This is a genomic window from Pseudomonas sp. NFACC14 (assembly GCF_900106885.1).
In the GTDB taxonomy this organism is placed as follows: domain Bacteria; phylum Pseudomonadota; class Gammaproteobacteria; order Pseudomonadales; family Pseudomonadaceae; genus Aquipseudomonas; species Aquipseudomonas fluorescens_AA.
In genome coordinates, this window is record NZ_FNOA01000003.1 from 167,844 (window position 1) to 186,153 (window position 18,310).

The window sequence follows — 18,310 nt, forward strand, 5'->3', positions numbered from 1 at the left end:
CCTTCAATAACCTATCGCTCGCCATAGCCCAGTCCAATTTGAATAGGCGCCATTGTAGTCCCGCCCATAAAGCCTGAATTGGCTCAGCGAGCCTGTAGAGACACCAAAAGACGCACAAGTGGGGCCCCCATCGGTCACTACGATGTTTCTGACGGCATTAGGGAAAGACATTGGAAACGTTACGATAACGCCGTTGGCATCCGCTCCGCTGGAAGAAATACCCCACTGCTCGATAACATATCCCGTCGGACTCGTTGCATCAGGCGTGCGCTTCCAGCCATTGGGTTGCAATGACGAAATGGACATGGCCGAATACTTCAAGGTCACAGTACCGCCAATAAGACGCCATTGGTTAGTGAGTTTAATGAACTCCGCCGTTTCGCCCAGACCAATAGTGATTGTCCCCTGCGCACCATTCGAAGCGCATAGCACATCAATAGCGGATGCCGTTGAAACGGTGACCATGCCGGTTCCCGCATTGACAATCGTCACTGTGGCGCCCTGTATGATTTCGGCGGTGGCCGGCAGTCTGGCGGTAACCGGAGTATTACTGGCGAAACTGGCAATTCCGCCAATATCCGACACTGTCAATGTCACAGCGGTGTTGTAGACATCGAACCCACCATATTGCACCCCTCTGCGGAGTACGTATTCAGTCGTGGCGACGGCCCGGCTGTTATCGAATAGCGGTGCGGTGAGAAACAACCCGCTACCCCGCAAGGCTGTGAGCAATTGGTTGGAGAGGACTTCCGACGGCGCTATCCCGGCGGCTTGAATGACATTGAGCAATTCCTGCGTCACGCCATTGCCCCAACTGGCGGGAATCAAGGACCCCGGCTTACCTGCCAGGGGGTCTTCGTCCACAAACCTGCCGTTCGACAGACCCGCACTGGGAACACTTTTTGGATAATCCAAATTTTCGCTCCTGATTGGCCAGCGCCCAAAACGAAGGCGATAAAAAACTCGCCTGTTGTTCATTCAGCGATGGCACGGAAAATTGAGAGTTTTCTGTTGATTGCTTAAGCGACAGGCTCAGGCGCGATTGGCCAGATGATGTCTTTTGGAAAACCGGCTTGATGTTGAATGCGGTTCAATTCGACGCTGTAGAGTTTCCACTCCATCAACGTCAGCTGTTCCTGGTCACTGGCGTCGCCGATGTCTTCGGCGTACTGGAGGGGAGCTATTTTCTGAACCGCGTCCCGCAGCAGTTTGTCGCGCTTGGATAACCCTTCGCGCTTGAGGTCGGCCAGTTTCAGCGTTTCATCAAAGACCCAGGCGTTATCACGCCATACGTAATAGTTACCGGGCCAGGGCTCGGCGGTGTACATTTCCGGCAATTCGCCGAACTCGTTCCATTGCAAATGAGCGCCGTTGTCCTTGCGATAAACCGCCCCCCGCCAGTCCACCATCTCTCGCGGAACGCCGTTCACCATGACCCATGAATGATGCTCTTGGGCAGCGGGTAATTCGAAGGAAAGCTGAATGCCGTTACTTGGGATTTGAATGCCCATGCCGGGGGTTACGAAAAGTTCTATCGGGCCAGATAGAACACCGGAGCCGTCAAACAGATAAATAAACATAATGGCCTCAGATCAGCTTGATTCGGGCGGGATAGGCGATGTTTCTAGGGCGAGTTTCAGTGCTGAAAGTGCCGATGTTGCCTACAAGTTCCCCACTGGAAAAGAAAAGCGGATTGGGATACGTCGTCCCGACTATCCCCGTTGCAGGAGCAGCATTAACGTCACGAGTCACGTCCCAGGAGCCATCAGCAATACCAGGCCCCGGACGATTGGCACTACCCGAACTGGTAGGCAAAAAGTGGTTGTGGCTTTCAAGGGCATACATTTGTCTGCTGCCCACCGAACGATCAATATCCACCCCTCGGGCCTCATCCAAAACGCGCAAGAACTCGCCACGAATATCGGGAAGTCGAAAGGTCGTCGCACCATCACCGCTAGTCCACGCACCTTCGTTCCCCGCTCTGGCAGCTTCGGTCACTAGCGCACCGGACGATTGCGCAAAGTCCCACAGCCACGGCCAATCGCTACGCACCAGCAGATTACCGTTAAGCACCGCATACCCACCGGGGATAACCTGGCGTGTGCTCTCGAAGGAAATGCGTCCCAGCGCCGTCGAATCAAAGCGATTTACCGGCCACCAGACCCCAGCTTCGTCGCTGCGCAAATGCCACCAGTCACCGCTACCCATCAACACCAAGAATGGATAACCACTGGCTGCCAAGTGAGTGTGGAACCTAATCCTGTCAGTTCCGGCAGCGCGCACCGTCAGGCGGTTACCGCTGTTATCCACACGTCGCACAATCACATCGCGAACACCAAGCGCCGCGTTGGCTGCCGGCAGGGTTACAGTGTTCACACCAGCACTGGCATCGATCAGCACAAGCCCCAACTCCTCGGCAGTCAACACTTTTGAAGCCGACAACCGTGTAATCACCGAACGCATCGGGCTGCTGCGTCCAAGGATGGTTTGCAACGCCTTGATCAACTGCCCGGTATCCGCTTCGGAGGGTGTCATACCGGCCGCCGAGATCACGCCAAGGATTTCCTGGGTGACACTGTTGCCCCAGACCGCCGGAATCAGCGATCCAGGCGTGCCCGCCAGCGGATTTTCGTCCACGAACCGACCGCTCACCAGACCGACGCTGGGAACACTTTTTGGATAATCCATGTTTGTTTCTCTCTATGAGATGGATATCACGCGCGAAGGCGTAGCGCCCGGATGGCCTCGATCCCGTCATCAGCGGCTTGGGCGGCAAGATCCGCGTTACCTTTGGCGACGTACGCGCGAATCTGCGCCTTGGCCTTGAGGCGCAGTTCACGAAGCGCCAGCAGGTTCGCTTCGAATTCGGCGGCCTTGGCGAGCATCTGATCCGCCGCCTGCCTGGCTGTGCGGCCTTTGACGACCCACGCGGAAACGGCCAATGGGACGGCTTTTTTCGGATAGCCCTGATCCTTGAAGGCCTGCGCCTGCAGGGCGGCTTGTTGGTACTCCAAGGCCCGCAACGGATCGCCGGCCAACGTGCGACGCGCGCTGTCGGCAGCGACATCGACGTTGGCGCACAGGCGTTCGGCTTCCTGGCGTAACAGCTCGGCAGCGTTCCCTTCATCAAGCACCCACTGTCCCTCCTCCCAGGTATGAGCGAGAGAAGGCGAAGGCGGGCGAAGTCCATCTTCGTACTGATGCAGTTCTTGAATGACTTTCATCGGATCAGCTCCCAGGACAGGTGAACATTGATTGCATTGGTAAAGTTGACGGCGATACCCACGCTGTAATCCGTCAATGCCTGGTGTCCCTTGATCCCCATGCTCAATAGCAACTCATCACTGTCTGCATTGGTTGCGCCGAGTGTGTGCTCGGCCTGGTACGACTGCCAAAGCGAACGCAGCTGTGTATGGTCAAAACTGGCCGTGACCGTGGAGACGCTCACGTCATTGACGACGTTACTGGAGAACAGCACGCACATATACGGACTTGCGGTATTCGCCCAGCCCACGGCATTGTTACCGGGAGTGCTAGCGACGGGTGACAGGTAGCTGTAATTGCCCCCAAGCCACCCAGCCTGAACAAACGCCAGCGAGGTCACGACGTTCGGCGCGGGTGTCGGATTCCCTGCCACAAGCCGCGCCGCACGCGCATGCGGATCCAGCGGCAGATACACCACTCCGGTGCCATTCACCGTTTGCGTCCAGGTCAATTGAGCACGGTTGTAAATCGTGCGAATCGTTGGCAAGGAACCCGGCGCCCCAGTCATGACCCAGGCCAGGCACATGTCCAGGGGGGTGGACGCAAACCCGCCGCCGGACGCTCCGTTGGCCGTACCCTTCAAGGATTCCGGCGGGGTGTCATACAGGCTTCCACGCTGCATATAAAACGTCAGCACACCGTCTATGACCTGGGCTCGTAGAAAGTAACTGGCGCTGGGCAACAAATCGGCGCTGCTCCAGCCCGCCGTCACGTAGGTACGTGACCGACCCAACCGTCCACTCACCACCTCTTGTCCGATGCTGATGTACACCCCCGCCGGAATCGAGACACGGCCGCCGCTGGTTGACAGTGCCGTTGGCGTTATCGCCAGACGGGCGTCCGCCGTCGCAATCGTCGGCAGCGGCAAGGCGGTGATCGGAAGCGCGAGGTCCTGGTTCCAGCCCTTGGCGGTGACCGACTGAATCGCCTCGAGCAACTGATCGCTCTGGGTTTCATCCGGCGTCAGATCTCCCGCCTTGATGACATTCACGATTTCCTGCGTCACCCCGTTTCCCCATGCCGCCGGAATCAACGACCCCGGCGTCCCGGTCAGCGGGTTTTCATCCACGAACTTCCCATTCACCAGCCCGGCGCTGGGCACACTCTTCGGATAATCCATCGTCTACTCCCTAGTCATAATTGATGTGAACCTTGGTATGCGCCGGTGCACTGCGGTGGACCAGGCACTCCAGGGCCGAGCCCGGATTGACGCCAAAACGCTCCCCCCAATAGCTCGCACCAAAACGCCGCCCCAGCAGCAGCCGGCCACCGGTATTGAGGGTCCACATGAATTGCGCCTGCCAGGTGCCAAAATGCGCTTCGCCGAACCGTGCGCGGCCCATGCGCGGCGCCTTCAGTTCGGTGATGGTGGCGTTGGGGTAACCCTGGCTCTTGGCGATTTCCACGTAATAGGCAATGGCTTGGCTGCCCACCGCCAACAACCGTCGGCGCACCGCCAGACGGCGATCGTCATACAACGGCGTGGCCCCGAGGCACGGATCCGGCAGGTTCATCACCCGCTCCCAGTCCGGCACCAGCTCACTCACGCCCGCCGGGTCCATCTCGTTGAGCAGGTCGGCGGCACGGGCGTCGAGGCGGGCCAGTTCCTGGGCGATGCCTTGCAGCACATCGTCCAGTTCCGGCACGCGTTCCGGATCCCACGCCGGGCCGCTGGGCAACAGGCTGCGCAGTTGGGCCTGGTACTGTTCGGCGGTTCTTATTCCAGCCATGTGCAGCCTCCGAACGTCAGCAACTGGTTGCTGGCGGCGACGACATCGTCGACTGGCGCACTGAGTTTGTGGTCGGTTTCACCGGTGGCGCTGCTGATGGCTTCAGCGATATGACTGAGCAACAGCGTTTCGCCGAGACCGGCTTCACGATTGTGCAAGTCGCGCAGTTGGGCCTCGATGGCCGCCCGCACGGCGCTGGTGTCCGGCGTGATGCGCAGCCGGTAGTTCACCGGTACCTGCGTCGGCGCCAGCACGTGCAGCTCGGCGGTCACCGGGCGCAAGGGCTCGATGTAGCCCCGCACCTCTTCCAGTTGCTCGGCGTTGGGGATCGGTTGAGGATCGTCGTCCCGCATCACGAACAGGCCGACAGTGCCGGGCCCCAGGTAGCTACCCCGGCACCACGCACGGGTGATGCCGGGGCACTCCAGGGCCCAGGTTTCATAGTCCTGGGCCGAACCGCCGTGGGGAATCACGCGATAGGAACGGATCACCCTGGCCCGCAGGGACTCAAGGCTTTCCCTGGCAACACCGCCGGTCAGCCCCGGCGCCAGCACGGTGAAGCGATTGTCGATGCCCAGAAGCGGCTGCACCGGTGTCAGCACCAGGCCGGCGTCGGCATTGCCCAGGCTACCGGCTTCCAGCGCCGCGACGGTGGCGGTGTTCAGGCCATTGCTAGTGGTGCGGGCGGTGGTCACTTTATAAGTGCGGCCATCAGTCGATTGCAGCAGCGTATCGACATCCAGCACGGCGCCTGCCGTAGCGCTGAAGCTGACACTGCCGCTGGCGACTTGGGCCGCTTTGCGCGCCTGGTTCAGGCGCAGGGCCGCGATGCGTTCCAAGGTGGACTCATCGGCTTTATCCGGCAGGATCTGCTCGGCGATCCAATCCAGGTAGCCATACAGGCCGTAGGCGGCGCCGCCAAGGGTACGGGCCAGCACTTGGGCATCGGACTGGCGCAGCGAATCGCTGGCCAGGTCGCTTTGGGCGCGTTTGATCAGCACCGGCAGCGAAGGGGTTTCAAACGGCATAGGTCACCTGCCAACTGTTATCGGGGTTGATGTCCAGGCGCTCGCCGTCGGCCAGGGTCAGGACCGTGCGCAGGTTCAGGCGCTGGGCGTCGAGGCGTTCGCTGATGATGTCGATGGCGCTGCAGTGGCCGTCATCGATCAGCCATTGCAAGGCTTCGCGGGCATAGAATTCGGCGTCGAGCTGGGTCTGGCGGGTCAGCTTGACCCGGCGCAACAGCCACAGCCGCGAGCCGATGCGGTCGTCGGCAACAGTGGGAAAGGTGTCGCCCCACCAACCGAAACGTTCGTCATCATCGACGGCATCGTCGGCGGCGGCGCGGCGCCAGGTGAACAGGCTGATCAGCACCGAGCGGGTCAGCGCGGCGTGCAGGTTCTGGCTGATGAACATCATTGGCCTCCCGCCGGCGCGCCGGTCTGGCCGTTGCCGGGCTGTACGCCGACATGCACATGTTTGATCTGGCTGATGCCACCGGCGATCTGGTCGCCCTGGGAGACGATCTTGCCGGTGTGGTTGATGACCGGGCTGTCGATGTTCACCGCGCGACTGGCGCGGATGTTCAGGGTTGCAGTCTCGATGTCGATGACACGACCGCGCTTGAAGTGGAGTTTGTCGCCTTCGTCGGTGTAGAGCGCCACTTCGCCGGGGGCCAGGGCCTGGAGACGGAAGCGGCGATCGGCGACCACCAGGACCACGGCATGGGAGCGGTCGCCCCCCAGGAACGTGGCAATGCCCTCGGCACCGGCCAGCGGGTTGCTGGTGAAGCCGTAGGGTTCGAAGTGCTCCATGTCGTCGTTCACTTCGCCGGCGGTGAGGCGCATTTGCAGCGACTGCAGCTTGGTGGCCGAATTGGCGAGCACGACAGTGCCGCGCGCCAGGAGACGGGTCAGTAGGCTCATTGAGGTTTCCTTGAGAATCGGGGACTTGAACGCGGTGTTCGGATCAAATCTCTGTTGGCTGCACTGCCGCCATCGCGAGCAAGCTCGCTCCCACAAGGGATCTGTGATGGGCGGACACTTTGGGGCGCTCTCGAAACACTGTGGGAGCGAGCTTGCTCGCGATAGCGGCAGCACATCCGACATCCATGCAAGCTGACCCACCGCCATCGCGAGCAGGCTCGCTCCCACAAGGGGCTGTGGTGGGCAGGCGTCGGCGTGGGGCTCAGGGTTTTGGCGGCACCGGGTTGGCGTCGAAGGTATGCGGCGGCGCGACTTGCAGGGTGGTGACGGAGCCCTGTGCCGACAGCGAGTACGTCACTTTGGAAATCAGCATGTCACCGTCGAACCCCAGCACCGGGTCGATCACCCGTACCAAGGTGTTGTGCCGCCACAAGTCGCCATTGGCCTGGCGCCAGCCTTGCACGCGGTAGGTGGTGGTCAGGGCCTTGCCAGTGCGGATGGCGCTTTCCCAATCGGCCCGTTGCTGGGCCAGTTCGAAGGTCAATTGCGCGCCCTCGCTGATCACCGTCACCCGCTTGCGCTTGAAGCCCAGATCGGTGGCAGTGCCAGAGACTTCACTCACCGCCGCCCCGCTCTGCTGATCATTGCCCTTGTGCTGGCCGATGACCCGGTATTCGGAGAACACCTGGCTATAGTCCATCGGTGCGTTGCCCGACAGAATGTTCTTGCCCAGTTCCAATACATCACTGGCCCGCCCACCGCTGCCGGGTTTGGCCAGCAACACACGTCCTTGCGCGTCGTCGGTGGAGAACACTCGGAACAACGTCAGCAAACGGTCGATGGATTGAAAGACCGTTTCCCCCGGCACGATGCTGTGTTCGCTCAACCGCGCGGTTTCAGGGATCTCGCTGACAACCCCCACGCCGTATTGCGATGCCAGGGCCTGGACGATGCTCAGCAGCGTTTGCCCGCGCCATTGGGTCGGGCGGTTGATCGCCGCGCAGTCCACCAGGTCCTGGGTCTTGGAACCGCCTTCGATGCTCAGGCTGATCTGCCGATCGTCATAGCTGACCGGTGCCTTGAACACATAACCGCTGAGGACCAGATCGGCACCAATGCGCACCTGGCATTCATCGCCTGGCCGGATCGGCACCGCTTGGGTCTGCCCCGGCCATTGCCAGGTGATATCGAGTTTGAAGGTGCGGAATTGGCGCTCCAGGTCCGCACTGATTTCCACGCTTTTCCAGCCGCCGTAATCCAACCCGTCGACGGTAAGCGAGACAGCGTTGTCGAGCTCGTTCATGGCTTACTCCCCCGACACTTTCAGGTCATTGGGCGGCAGGAAACCAGGATGGGCGACGCCATTACGCTGGGTCACTTCCGTCACCCGGGTGGCATCGGCGAATTGCTGATACGCCACCACCAGCGCCGGCAGGCTTTGCTTGAACGACAGGTTGATCAGCCTGACGCCCGAAGACGCCACCGCCGTCAGGTGCGCGGCCATTTGCTGGCGCAGGTTGTTCATCGCCTGGTAGTGCTCCGGATCGGCCTTGAGGGAGGCCTGCCAGATCGCATCGTTAAGGGCATCGCGCAGGGCCAGCACATCGTCGGCCACCGGCACGTCCCGGCGCCGGACCGGTTGCACGGCCTGTTGCGCCACCGACGGCGTGGCGCCCAACTTGACCGCAGGCGCTGCTACCGGCATCGCCGCAATCCATTGCGCGGCCTGCACCAGCAGGGTGTCCTGCACCAGGTCGGCCACGGCCTGGGCCGCCGCCGTGGTGTCCTTGCCCGTCGTGAGTTTGGGCGCGTCAGTCTTGCGAATGGCCTCCACCTGTTGCGACACGCTGGCGATCACGCCGCGATAGCCGTCACGGGCAAAGTCCTTCAGCTCCCGAATATCGCCCAGCAACCCCTTGAACTCGGCCACCACCTCCTTGGGCAACGCTTTCACCGCCTTGACCAGATCGCTGAGTTGTCGATAGGTCTCGATCAACGGCTTGAGCTCCTGCTCGATCACGCCGTAGATCTCCTTGAGGCTGTTGCGCAGGTCAGCGATGCCGATCCGTGCGGCCTTGATCAAGGTCATGGCGTCTTCGAAGCGCCGCACCGCCGAACCGAGGAAGCTGTCGGCCGAGACCAGCAGCAGTTTCTGGCTGTTGATCGTGGCCGAAGGGAATTGCAGCGGCTGGTCGGGATAGAACTTCAGGGCGAACGTCACCAACCCGCCGTCCTGACGGGTCTGGGTCATGTCGCACTCGCCGACCTTGACCTGCAGGCGCCCCAGCCACGGGTGCACCAGTTCGCCGCGACCCTGCTCCAAGGCCTTGAGCAGCTTGTCGCGCTGCTCCAGGCAATCGGGGCCGACGATGAACGCAGTCAGCTCATGAATCTTCGCCTGCTGGCCGAGCCCCTCGAAAAACGGCTGGTCACGCTGGGGATATTCATGCAGTTGGCCTTTGTGGCCGACCGGGGTTTTCGCCTGGTCGACCCAGAACCCGACGCCACGAAACGACGCCGGCAACAAACGATCACGCCAGCTCATTGGAGCCTCCTGTGGACAGTGAGCGATAGCCGATGCGCGAACTCACCGCCAGGGCCGGTTGATTGGTCTGGGGCGGATCGGCGCGCAACCCGGCCGGCGCATTTTCGAAACGCACGGTCAGGCCGCCGTCGAGTTGCGTGCGGTTATTGGCGGCGCTTTGTTGCACCAGGGCGCTGGAGGTTTGCGGCAACGAACCCGGCGCCAGCGAGGTTTTCGCTGGAACGTTGGCGGACGCTGGCGCCAGGCCGGACGACAGGTCCGGAGACCGCTCGCTGGCCCCGCCAAAAAACGCCGGCGCCAACTCGCCTTTGCCTTCGGCGTTGGTGGCGCGCTGCGCCTCGGTCAAGCCCACGACCTTGCCGGTGAACGAGGTGATCATCTCGCCAAAGCCGCCGTTGAAAAACGCCTTGATCGGCGCGATCACCGCCTGCAACTCGTTCCACCACTGGCTGAACCACTCGCCCACCGGCCCCCACTGCTTGACGAGGCCCTCGATGGGTGACCAGTCGAACAGGCCGCTGAACACCGCCAGCATGATCGACACCTGGTTGCGCACGCCCTCCCAGATCCCGGCGAAGACTTCACCGATCGAGCCCCAGTTGGCCATGATCAGTCCCAACGGCGTCCAGTCGAACAGGCCTTTCAAGGCGTCCATCACCGGCACGGTCAAGGCCTTGAGCAGGTCCCAGATCGCCGCGAACAACCCGGTCAGGGGCGCCCAATTGGCAACGATCAAACCCAAGGGTGACCAGGCGAACAGCGCCTGCATGAAACCGATGACCGGCGTTGCCGCCGCCACGATCACATTCCAGAGGGCGCCAAAAAAGCTGCTGATCGGCCCCCAGTTGCTGATCACCTGCCCCATCGGGGTAAAGGCGAACATCGTCTTGAAGAACTCGACCATCGGCAGGACGATCGGCGCAAGCTTCTGCCAGAGCCCGGCGAAGAACGCTGAAATCGGCGCCCAGTGGGCAATGATCATCCCTGCCGCCAAGGCGATGCCCATGGCAATCAAGCCGATGGGGTTCATCTTCAAGGCCAGGTTCACCACTTCGAATGCCTGGCTCGCGCCGCTGACCGCCATCTGAATCGCGTTGAACGCCACGACGCCATTCGCCAGGCCCTGTACCAGTTGCGGGTTGTCCTGCAGCACCTGGGCCACGCCGCTGACCATGGGCTGCAAACTGACCGCCACGGCGTTGACCGCAGGTCCCAAGGCCGAGCCGAACTGCACCGACACGTTACTGATGGAAGTCTTCAATCCATCCAGGTTCTGTGCCGCCATACGGGGCGCTTCAGGAGACTGGACGGCGCTGGCCGCCGCGCTCGCGGCGCCCGCTTCGTCCTTGAAGGCCAGCGCCGACTTGAGCCCGTCCATAAAGGGCTGGGCCAGCCCGCCGCTGGGCAGCAGACCGGAAACATCCAGGCTGCCCAGGCCCGTGGCGTCGAGGTTCTGCTTGAAACTCGCGACCTTCGCACGAAGGCCGGCGAGCTTGGGTGACAGCTCGTCGATGCCTGTCAGCAGCACCGCCTTTCTCTCTACCTTTTGTGTGTCTGCCATCACTGCACCTGCTGCATCGCATTGATCCGTTGCGCGTGCTCCAGGGATTCGCGGAGCACGTCCAGTGGCCTGGCCATCATCTGTTCGGGGTCAACCTTCCAGAACCAGGCCAGGTCATAGGCGGCGGCGATCAGGTCGCCGATGGCTGCGACGCCGCACTCATGAAAAAACTCGCGACGGCCCAGCTCAGGGCGTTGAGGTCAGCCAGGTCCAACTGGTTGACCGACGACGGCGGGATGCCGGCGCACACCGCGATGTATTTGGCCGCGACGTCCATGTCCAGGCTCACCTCCTCGCTCTTGTCGATCTTGTAGGGCAGCGCCTTGATCGCCCGGACCTCTTGCACCGTCGGACGGCGCAGGGTCAGTTCGCTCAGCGGCTCGCCGTGGGCCTCGATGGCCACGCGCAGCGTCACGACATCGGTCATTGCCAGGTCCCCTTGATGCCTTCGAATTTCAGCTCGATGGTGGCGTCGTCGCCCTTGGACACCGGCTCTTCCACCAGGTAGGCGCCGGCCAGCACGTAGACCTTGCCGTTGTTGAATTCGCAGGTGACGGTCATATCAGTGCCGGCGACCAGTTGCTTGAGTGGGAAGTCCGCGGTGTGCAGGGCCGTCACCTTGAAGGACGGGGCGATGTCGGTTTCCTTGTAGAAACCCGGTACGACGGTTTCGCGTTTGGTGAACATCAGAGGCGCTTCGCAGCCGCCATTGATGGTCAGTTGAGCGCCGTCCACTTTGACGTAGCAGGTGCCCGCAATCAGTTGACCCATGGTGTTTCTCCCTTCAAATAAAAAGCCCACGCAAGGTGGGCTGGATGCATGCGACTGAGTGCTACCGTCAGGCGGCGGCGTCGTATTGCAGGCGGAATTGGTTGAGCAGCGCGAACACCCGCAGGCCGTTGATGTAGTCCGGTGGGAACAGCACATTGACCCGGCTCGGGTCCTGGCTGTCGCGTTCGACAACCAGGTGTTCGGCGAACAGCTCGGCGTTTTCCACGTGGCCTTCCAGTTCGAGCTTGGCGTATTGCGCGATCAGTTCGCCGCGGATGGTGCTCGGGGTCACGATGGGCTGGCCGGCGCCGAAACGGGTGCCGTCGGAGGCCAGTTTGTGGCGACCGTACTTGCTGGTGATCACGCTTTGCAGGCGGCGGACGATGAACGCCGACTGGTGCATGGTTTCGCTGTCCAGGTAGGAGTTGTCAGCCTGGCCGAAGGCATTCTTCTGATACGTGGTGATGGAACGCTGGATGCGTACGTAGCCACCTTCGTAATACGCCGTGGCGATGCCGTAGTTGAGCAGCGACTGGCGCTCGGTCAGGGTGAAACGCTCGCTGGCCGGTGCCGGGTCCAGGCCTGGCAGGCTGCCACTCTGGGTCGGACGACTGGCGTCGGCGGAGATGAACACCGCCGTGCGAGCCGCCAAGGCTGCGGCCTGTACCCAGAACGGTTGCGGTACGCCCAGCTCTAGCGCCTGGAGGGTCATGTGCTGGTCGTTGCGCGCCTGCCCGGCGGCAACCAGGGTGCCAACGGTGCCGCGCTTGGCGCTGTAGACATGGCCGAACAACTGCTTGGCCCAGGACCAGCGGCCGGTGTTGTCGTCCATGACCGCTTGCCAGGTGTTGAGGCTCGCCACATCGGACCAGGGCATGGCGATGAACTCGAAAGGCTCGTCGCCCAGGGCCGCGACGGCAGCGGTCTGGTCCGGCACACCGGCGCCGCCGGTCATCGCCGTGATGGCGGTGGTCAGCCCCGCCGGAGTGTCTTCGCCATTGCTCTTGCCCAGGCGATTGAACTGCAGGCTGATGTCGTTGCCGCTGTCGCCGGTCCATTTGGCGCTGAGGGTCACGACGCCTTCGGCGGCCGCAGCGGTCACCGGCAGGTCGGCGGCGGCGTTGATCTTCAAGGCCAGCGCAGTGGCGGCCTGGGCCGCCGTGGCACCGTTGACGACGGCGGCCTGGACGCGCACACCGCCGACGTACAGGTTGAGCACACCGCTTTCAGTCGCGGTGCCGGTGAAGGTCAGCACGCCCTTGGCGATGGCGCCTTCGACGTTGTGCAGCGGCAGGCACCAGATCTCACCGAGCGGATCGGTCTTGCGCCAGGTTTCGTACATCGAGGCAAGCATCGAGCCTTGCCCACCGATGTTCTTGGCCAGCGCGACGCTGGACACCAGCACCAGCTTGCCGACATCGGCCGGGGCGACATTGTCATTGACCTGGGCGACGATCAACCGGCGCATGGCCGATGACGCGCTATTGGCGGCCGAGTTGTCCATTTCGGCGTAAAACAGCGGAACACGAATGTCCGCGGGAATGTTGCTGAATCCGATCGCCATTACTTGGCTCCCTGTGGTTTGGCCGCTTTCACGGCTTTGGTAGTGATATCGCCATCGGCCAGACGTCGACGCCACCAGGCGTTGTCCGGCACTTCACGGCCCTCGAGGGGCAACAGATCGCCCGCTTCCGGGTCCGGTACGGCACGGCCCGGGGCCGGCAGCACGGTGATACGTTTGCTCATGGGGTTACGTCTCCAGAGAAAGTCAGTTCCACGCGCCCGTCGGGGCCGGGACGTTTCAGGTTGGGGTCCGCCGGGTCGATGGCATCGACCCGCACGGTGGCCCCGGTAAAGGACGACAAGCCGTCCAGTTCACGCTCGTGCCAGCTTTCGGCAGGCTGGCTCGCCAGATTGCGGCCCAGCTGGAACTCGGCGAAAAAGCGCAGCCGGTACGACACCCGGCGGCTGTTGATGGAAACCAGCTCGCTGCCGTCGTACTCGACGCCGGTGTACTCAGCGCCCGGCTTGAACCCCACCAGCGCCCGCCACAGTTCGGCCCGCAGGTCGTGCAACAGATCCAGCGCTTTTGTCGCGTCAGTGGCGTCGAGCACCAGCACGGCATCGAAGCGATCACGCACAGCTTGCAGCGTGACGTTCTGAGCCGCGTTCTTGCTGGCGATGTCGGCGGTGGGCAGGACATAGGCGCAGGGGGTTTGCAGCGGGGTCTCGGCTTGCAGCGTGGCGAGGTCAAAACCTGCGGCCACACGCTGGGCAAGCGTCGGACATTGCTCACGCAACTGCGTGAGGATCGGTGTGATCTTCATGGGGGGACTCCGTATCTGAAGGTGCGAATCTCCCCTGTGGGAGCGGGCTTGCTCGCGAAAGCGGTGGGTCAGGCAGCATTGATGTCGGATGTGCCGGCGTCTTCGCGAGCAAGCCCGCTCCCACAGGAGGACTCGGTTGGGCACAAAGGTATGTGCAACGCTGAACAAAAACTGTGGGAGCGAGCTTGCTCGCGATGGCGGCGTGTCAGTCAGTGCAAATGTTGAATGTCAGAGCGCAATCGCGAGCAGGCTCGCTCCCACAGGGACGATGAGGTCAGACCCTGGCATCCAGGCAGGTTGCATCAATCAAGCAGCGATAGCTTTTTTCCCGGTCGCCACTGGCGGTGACCTTGTCGATCGACCAGCGACCGCGCATGAAATCCGGCCAAGTGGGATCCAGCAGGACGATGCCCTCGGCGGACAGCCCCGGGTTACCCGGGCACTCGATCGTCACCTTGAGCGCTTCGCGCAGCATCCGACGTACCTCTCCTTCAGCGGCGGCGCGGGCATCGTCGGCGCTCTGGAAGCGCTGGCGCAGGGTCTTGAACGGCGCGATGCCGCTTTCCTCGACCTGCAGCTTGCCCGCCGCCGCATCCCACCAGCAGGTCTTGCAGCCTTGGTACTTGGCCCGGGCGCCTTCATCCAGCTTGGCCGAAATGAAGGCGTGGTCGCCCGGGCGATTATTGGTTGTCACCGACAGTTTCATCTCGGGCAAAACTTTGCCCGACAGCGACTTCGCCTGGCCGCGCCGGGCCAGCACATATAGCTCGTTGACCGGTTTGGCGACGGCGTCATAACGGTGGGCCAGGCGCGTCAGGAACCCCATGTCGGTTTCATTGGACTGGTCGATGTGCTCGATCTTGATCAGCGACAGGTCCGGCGCTACCCGGGGGGAGAACCCGTGCCTGGAGGTCAACTGACGAAACAGCGCCCCCAAGGTCATCGGGCCATGGCTGACGGATCGGCGTTGCTTGAACCCGGTCTGGTCCGCCGCGCTGAACGGCGCTGCCGTGGCCACCAGCACGAGTTGCAGGGGAAACAGGAGCGGCGTGCGCCGGGTGATGACGAACTCGCCTTTGTCCACCAGACCCGACTCCAGATAGCCGACCCGCAGGCCAATCTTGCCGCCCAGGCTGGGCAGCCCTTCGAGCCCGTCCAGGCTGATGGTGAGGGTCAATTGATCGGACTCGATACCCGCCGCATCGACATGCACCCACTTGAGCAGGCGTTCGTTGAGCAACGCGGCGTTCGCCCCGTAAATTTCCACCGCAGGCGTGAAACCCAATGACATGTCGCCTCCTTAATCCCAGGCCGAAACCGGTGGGGTTGCCACGGGCTTGAGGTCCACTTCCGGCAAGACAACCCATACGCCCGCCGGCAATACCGGGCCCCATTCAGCCAGTCCCGGATTAAGCAACCAGAGCGCCTCCTCGACGATATCGTCACAACGCTCCAGTTCTCGGTACAGCAACAGATTCACCGAATCACCGGCGATACTTCGAACCCTACGCATTGGCGAACTCCATCAATTCAACCACCCAGCCGACCACCATCGCCGTACCGTCATCAATGATTTCGGTCTGGGTTTCCGTGACCTTGTTGATCTGCCACAGGCCCCAGTTGCGGCCGATGCCATCGACCAACGGCAGGGGGATGCGCTGCGCCTGCAATGCGCGCAGCTCATCGAGACGATCCATGGCGGTCGCGTACATCGACTTGCCCGTGATTGTCAGCCCTTGCAGCCCCTGGCCGATCTGGCTGGACTTGGGTTTGCTGGTGAGAATGTCGATGCTTTTCCAGCCACCGTCCGACGTGTGTACCAACTGGTGGTACGCGAACTTTCTCGACAGCCCAAAGATGAAACTGCCGAGTGCCATTTGTTGACGCATCAAGTACCTCCGTCGGTCAGGGCGGCGTCAGTGCGCATGGCCAGTGAGCTGGGCATGGTCGTCATGCCGAATTGGCCCGAGAGCTGCTGCACGACCAGGTTGGCCAACTGACTGGCACTGGCCTGGTCCTGGCCGTTGATGTAGATGTTCGCGGTCATGGTGTTCTGCTGTGTGGTTGTCTGGGTGCCGGCCAGGTCTTTGCTGATCTGGTCTGGAGCGGCGAGCCTATCGACGGGGGCGACGAGTTTTTCACCCAGGGACGCGCCGACATCGCTCCCCAGCCAGCCGCCCAACAGCCCGCCAATCACCCCCCCGATGGCAGTGCCGATCACCGGAACGACACTGCCCAGAGCGGCACCGGCCGCAGACCCCGCAGCAGCGCCTGCCCAGCCGCCACCCGCGGCGCCCAGGCCTGCGCCCATCATCCGTTTGTCGCCGGTCAGCACACCCTCGGCCACATCAGCGACGGCGCCGACGGCTTTCAATGGGCCGGGTGCGTTGCGCGTCATCGAGCGTAATGAGGCCGTGGGCCCGAATGAAAAACGCCCTGCGCCTCCCCGCGAGCCCCGTGCACTGACGCGTATCTTCGGCCCTCTCGCGGATTCGGAACGCTGGCTGGCATTGCTTGTATCCAACTTGTCCCCAGGAGGATTTTTCCTGAAATCTTCTGAGATCACCTCGCCCAATCGGCCGGGAAGGTGCGCAGCAGCCTTGCCCAACACCCGCTTGGCCACCTGATTGGACATCTCATCCGCTACGGCTTTGAGCAACGCCCCCACCAGCGGTTTGATCGCCGCCCCCAGCAGTACAATGGCCGCAGTGGCTTTAGGTGAAGACTCAGCCAACTCACTCAGGCCATCGGCCAGCGAGCCCAGCCACTGAAACGAGTTATCCGCCACAGGCATCAGGGCGTTTCCCGTGGCCACCGACAAACGCTCGTTGCGGGCGTTGAGGATGTTCAACTGGCCTTGCCGGGTGTTCGACAGCGCCAACGCGTCCTGCCGCACCGAGCCGTCGTTGCCCAATTGCGACGTGGCGTATTGGCCTGGGTCTTTCACCTGCAAGAAGGCGGCGTTCACATCGGGCAGTTTCTGCGCCATGCGCAGCACCGCCTCATCGCCATTGCCGAATAGCGTGGCGGCAAGGGTCGAGCGATTTTCGGCCGGTTGCGCGTTCAAGGCCGCCAGCACCGTCATCACCGTGCCAGGCGCCGTGTCCTTGTCACGCAAACCGCCCGCCACCGCATTGGGCTCCAGGCCCAACTGTTTCCAGGCCATTTGTTCGGTGGCGGAGATCTGGTCACCCTTGCCCAGGGCCGTCGTGAAACCATCCAGCGCCACGCCGGCTTCAGCTTGTCGGGTACCGGTATTGAGCAACGCCGCCGTCAACGCTGCGGCTTGTGCCGGGGCCAGGCCTGCCGTCGTCGCCGCCGCACCGTCACGCTGCAAGACCGCACCGATCTCAGCCGGTTTCGCACCATCGGGTAACTTGCCCAACTGGTTGGTGGCATCCGCCAAGTCAAAGGCTTCGGCGCCGCTGAGCTTCATGGAAATGCGCCAGTCGGCCAGCATTTCGGCGGCCTTCATGGCCGGCATCTCGAACGCCGTCGCAGTGACGCCAGCATCCGAGGCAAAACGCGACAGCGCCAACTGTCGCTCCGAGGCATCGTGCACGTCACTACCGATGCCCTTCCCCGCCGCCAGGCTTTGCATCCTCACCACTTCAACCGCCGTGGTGCCCCTGGCCGCCACCAACGGTGCGGTGGCGATCTGCTGGGTTGACTCAGCCACCTGTTGAATCTGGCGCGGCCCGAATTGGGTGGCCTTTTTCAGATCGGCCATGGCCGAATCCATCGCTATTGCGGGTTTGAGCAGCGCCGGTGGTTCGATACCGCCACTCGACTTGCCCTTTGGCTCACTGGCCGACTCGCCCTTGGCGTCGGTGCCCATCGTTTGGGAGAACAATCGTTGCGCCGACAGCTTTACGGTCAATGATTCGATCGCCGTGGTCAGCACGCCAAGCTTGAGCCCGAGTGTTTCCAGCGCCAGATCGAGGCTCGCCAGTTGGTCCCTGGCGAACGCGCCTTGCGCCGACACGCCACTGGTGAGGCTGGTATTACCGAACGTCAACCCACTCTCGTTGAAGGCTGCGTATTTGAGCGAATATCTATCGTCCGCCATCCCGCTCTACTCCTGTTTCACGCCAAGGCGAGTGATCGCGATGTCGTAGCGGCGCAAGGCCTTGCCGGCGTCCCACTCCAGGATTTCCGCCTCACTTACCGAGTAAATGAGCGGCACC

21 protein-coding genes are annotated in these 18,310 nt (G+C 62.3%); all 21 read right to left on the minus strand.

The window, feature by feature from the left end; genetic code table 11:
* Positions 1-3 precede the first annotated feature (3 nt).
* A complete protein-coding gene (locus tag BLU85_RS07370) occupies positions 4-915 on the minus strand; it encodes a gp53-like domain-containing protein (RefSeq protein ID WP_092205028.1) in 912 nt (303 codons plus the stop codon).
* Positions 916-1,019: 104 nt separating this feature from the next.
* Positions 1,020-1,580 carry a tail fiber assembly protein gene (locus BLU85_RS07375; protein ID WP_092205029.1) on the minus strand — a complete coding sequence of 187 codons (561 nt, stop codon included), beginning with the start codon at positions 1,578-1,580 and terminating at the stop codon, positions 1,020-1,022.
* 7 nt (positions 1,581-1,587) lie between these two features.
* Positions 1,588-2,688 (minus strand): phage tail protein, encoded by a 1,101-nt coding sequence (locus BLU85_RS07380; protein ID WP_092205030.1) that lies wholly within the window; start codon positions 2,686-2,688, stop codon positions 1,588-1,590.
* A 26-nt stretch (positions 2,689-2,714) separates the two neighbouring features.
* Positions 2,715-3,224, minus strand: a complete 510-nt coding sequence (locus tag BLU85_RS07385; protein WP_092205031.1) for a phage tail protein — start codon at positions 3,222-3,224, stop codon at positions 2,715-2,717.
* The gene (locus BLU85_RS07390; RefSeq protein ID WP_092205032.1) at positions 3,221-4,384 is read right to left on the minus strand and encodes a phage tail protein; all 1,164 of its coding nucleotides are present in this window, start codon (positions 4,382-4,384) and stop codon (positions 3,221-3,223) included. The genes BLU85_RS07385 and BLU85_RS07390 overlap by 4 nt, the downstream gene beginning before the upstream one ends.
* A gap of 10 nt (positions 4,385-4,394) precedes the next feature.
* Positions 4,395-4,994, minus strand: a complete 600-nt coding sequence (locus BLU85_RS07395; RefSeq protein WP_092205033.1) for a YmfQ family protein — start codon at positions 4,992-4,994, stop codon at positions 4,395-4,397.
* The gene (locus BLU85_RS07400; protein ID WP_092205034.1) at positions 4,982-6,022 is read right to left on the minus strand and encodes a baseplate J/gp47 family protein; all 1,041 of its coding nucleotides are present in this window, start codon (positions 6,020-6,022) and stop codon (positions 4,982-4,984) included. Before BLU85_RS07400 ends, BLU85_RS07395 begins: the two co-directional genes overlap by 13 nt.
* Positions 6,012-6,410, minus strand: a complete 399-nt coding sequence (locus BLU85_RS07405) for a phage GP46 family protein (RefSeq protein ID WP_092205035.1) — start codon at positions 6,408-6,410, stop codon at positions 6,012-6,014. The genes BLU85_RS07400 and BLU85_RS07405 overlap by 11 nt, the downstream gene beginning before the upstream one ends.
* Complete coding sequence (locus BLU85_RS07410; RefSeq protein WP_092205036.1) at positions 6,410-6,919, minus strand: phage baseplate assembly protein V; 510 nt, start codon at positions 6,917-6,919, stop codon at positions 6,410-6,412. Before BLU85_RS07410 ends, BLU85_RS07405 begins: the two co-directional genes overlap by 1 nt.
* Positions 6,920-7,181: 262 nt before the next feature.
* Complete coding sequence (locus BLU85_RS07415) at positions 7,182-8,222, minus strand: phage baseplate assembly protein (RefSeq protein WP_092205037.1); 1,041 nt, start codon at positions 8,220-8,222, stop codon at positions 7,182-7,184.
* A gap of 3 nt (positions 8,223-8,225) precedes the next feature.
* Positions 8,226-9,464, minus strand: coding sequence for a DNA circularization protein (locus BLU85_RS07420; protein WP_092205038.1), 1,239 nt, complete (start codon positions 9,462-9,464; stop codon positions 8,226-8,228).
* A complete protein-coding gene (locus tag BLU85_RS07425) occupies positions 9,451-11,025 on the minus strand; it encodes a phage tail tape measure protein (RefSeq protein WP_092205039.1) in 1,575 nt (524 codons plus the stop codon). Before BLU85_RS07425 ends, BLU85_RS07420 begins: the two co-directional genes overlap by 14 nt.
* Positions 11,026-11,155: 130 nt before the next feature.
* Positions 11,156-11,452 (minus strand): phage tail assembly protein, encoded by a 297-nt coding sequence (locus tag BLU85_RS07430; RefSeq protein ID WP_045155211.1) that lies wholly within the window; start codon positions 11,450-11,452, stop codon positions 11,156-11,158.
* Positions 11,449-11,796, minus strand: a complete 348-nt coding sequence (locus BLU85_RS07435) for a phage tail tube protein (RefSeq protein WP_003198314.1) — start codon at positions 11,794-11,796, stop codon at positions 11,449-11,451. The genes BLU85_RS07430 and BLU85_RS07435 overlap by 4 nt, the downstream gene beginning before the upstream one ends.
* A 67-nt stretch (positions 11,797-11,863) precedes the next feature.
* A complete protein-coding gene (locus BLU85_RS07440; RefSeq protein ID WP_092205040.1) occupies positions 11,864-13,360 on the minus strand; it encodes a phage tail sheath subtilisin-like domain-containing protein in 1,497 nt (498 codons plus the stop codon).
* On the minus strand, positions 13,360-13,542 hold the full coding sequence (locus BLU85_RS07445) for a DUF2635 domain-containing protein (protein WP_003198311.1): 183 nt from the start codon (positions 13,540-13,542) through the stop codon (positions 13,360-13,362). The genes BLU85_RS07440 and BLU85_RS07445 overlap by 1 nt, the downstream gene beginning before the upstream one ends.
* On the minus strand, positions 13,539-14,123 hold the full coding sequence (locus BLU85_RS07450; RefSeq protein ID WP_092205041.1) for a phage tail terminator protein: 585 nt from the start codon (positions 14,121-14,123) through the stop codon (positions 13,539-13,541). Before BLU85_RS07450 ends, BLU85_RS07445 begins: the two co-directional genes overlap by 4 nt.
* A 274-nt stretch (positions 14,124-14,397) precedes the next feature.
* Positions 14,398-15,414 carry a contractile injection system protein, VgrG/Pvc8 family gene (locus BLU85_RS07455; protein WP_092205042.1) on the minus strand — a complete coding sequence of 339 codons (1,017 nt, stop codon included), beginning with the start codon at positions 15,412-15,414 and terminating at the stop codon, positions 14,398-14,400.
* A gap of 9 nt (positions 15,415-15,423) precedes the next feature.
* A complete protein-coding gene (locus BLU85_RS07460) occupies positions 15,424-15,636 on the minus strand; it encodes a tail protein X (protein WP_058542798.1) in 213 nt (70 codons plus the stop codon).
* A complete protein-coding gene (locus BLU85_RS07465; RefSeq protein WP_072410629.1) occupies positions 15,629-16,012 on the minus strand; it encodes a phage tail protein in 384 nt (127 codons plus the stop codon). Before BLU85_RS07465 ends, BLU85_RS07460 begins: the two co-directional genes overlap by 8 nt.
* A complete protein-coding gene (locus tag BLU85_RS07470; RefSeq protein ID WP_092205043.1) occupies positions 16,012-18,192 on the minus strand; it encodes a phage tail tape measure protein in 2,181 nt (726 codons plus the stop codon). The genes BLU85_RS07465 and BLU85_RS07470 overlap by 1 nt, the downstream gene beginning before the upstream one ends.
* Positions 18,193-18,310: the final 118 nt, after the last annotated feature.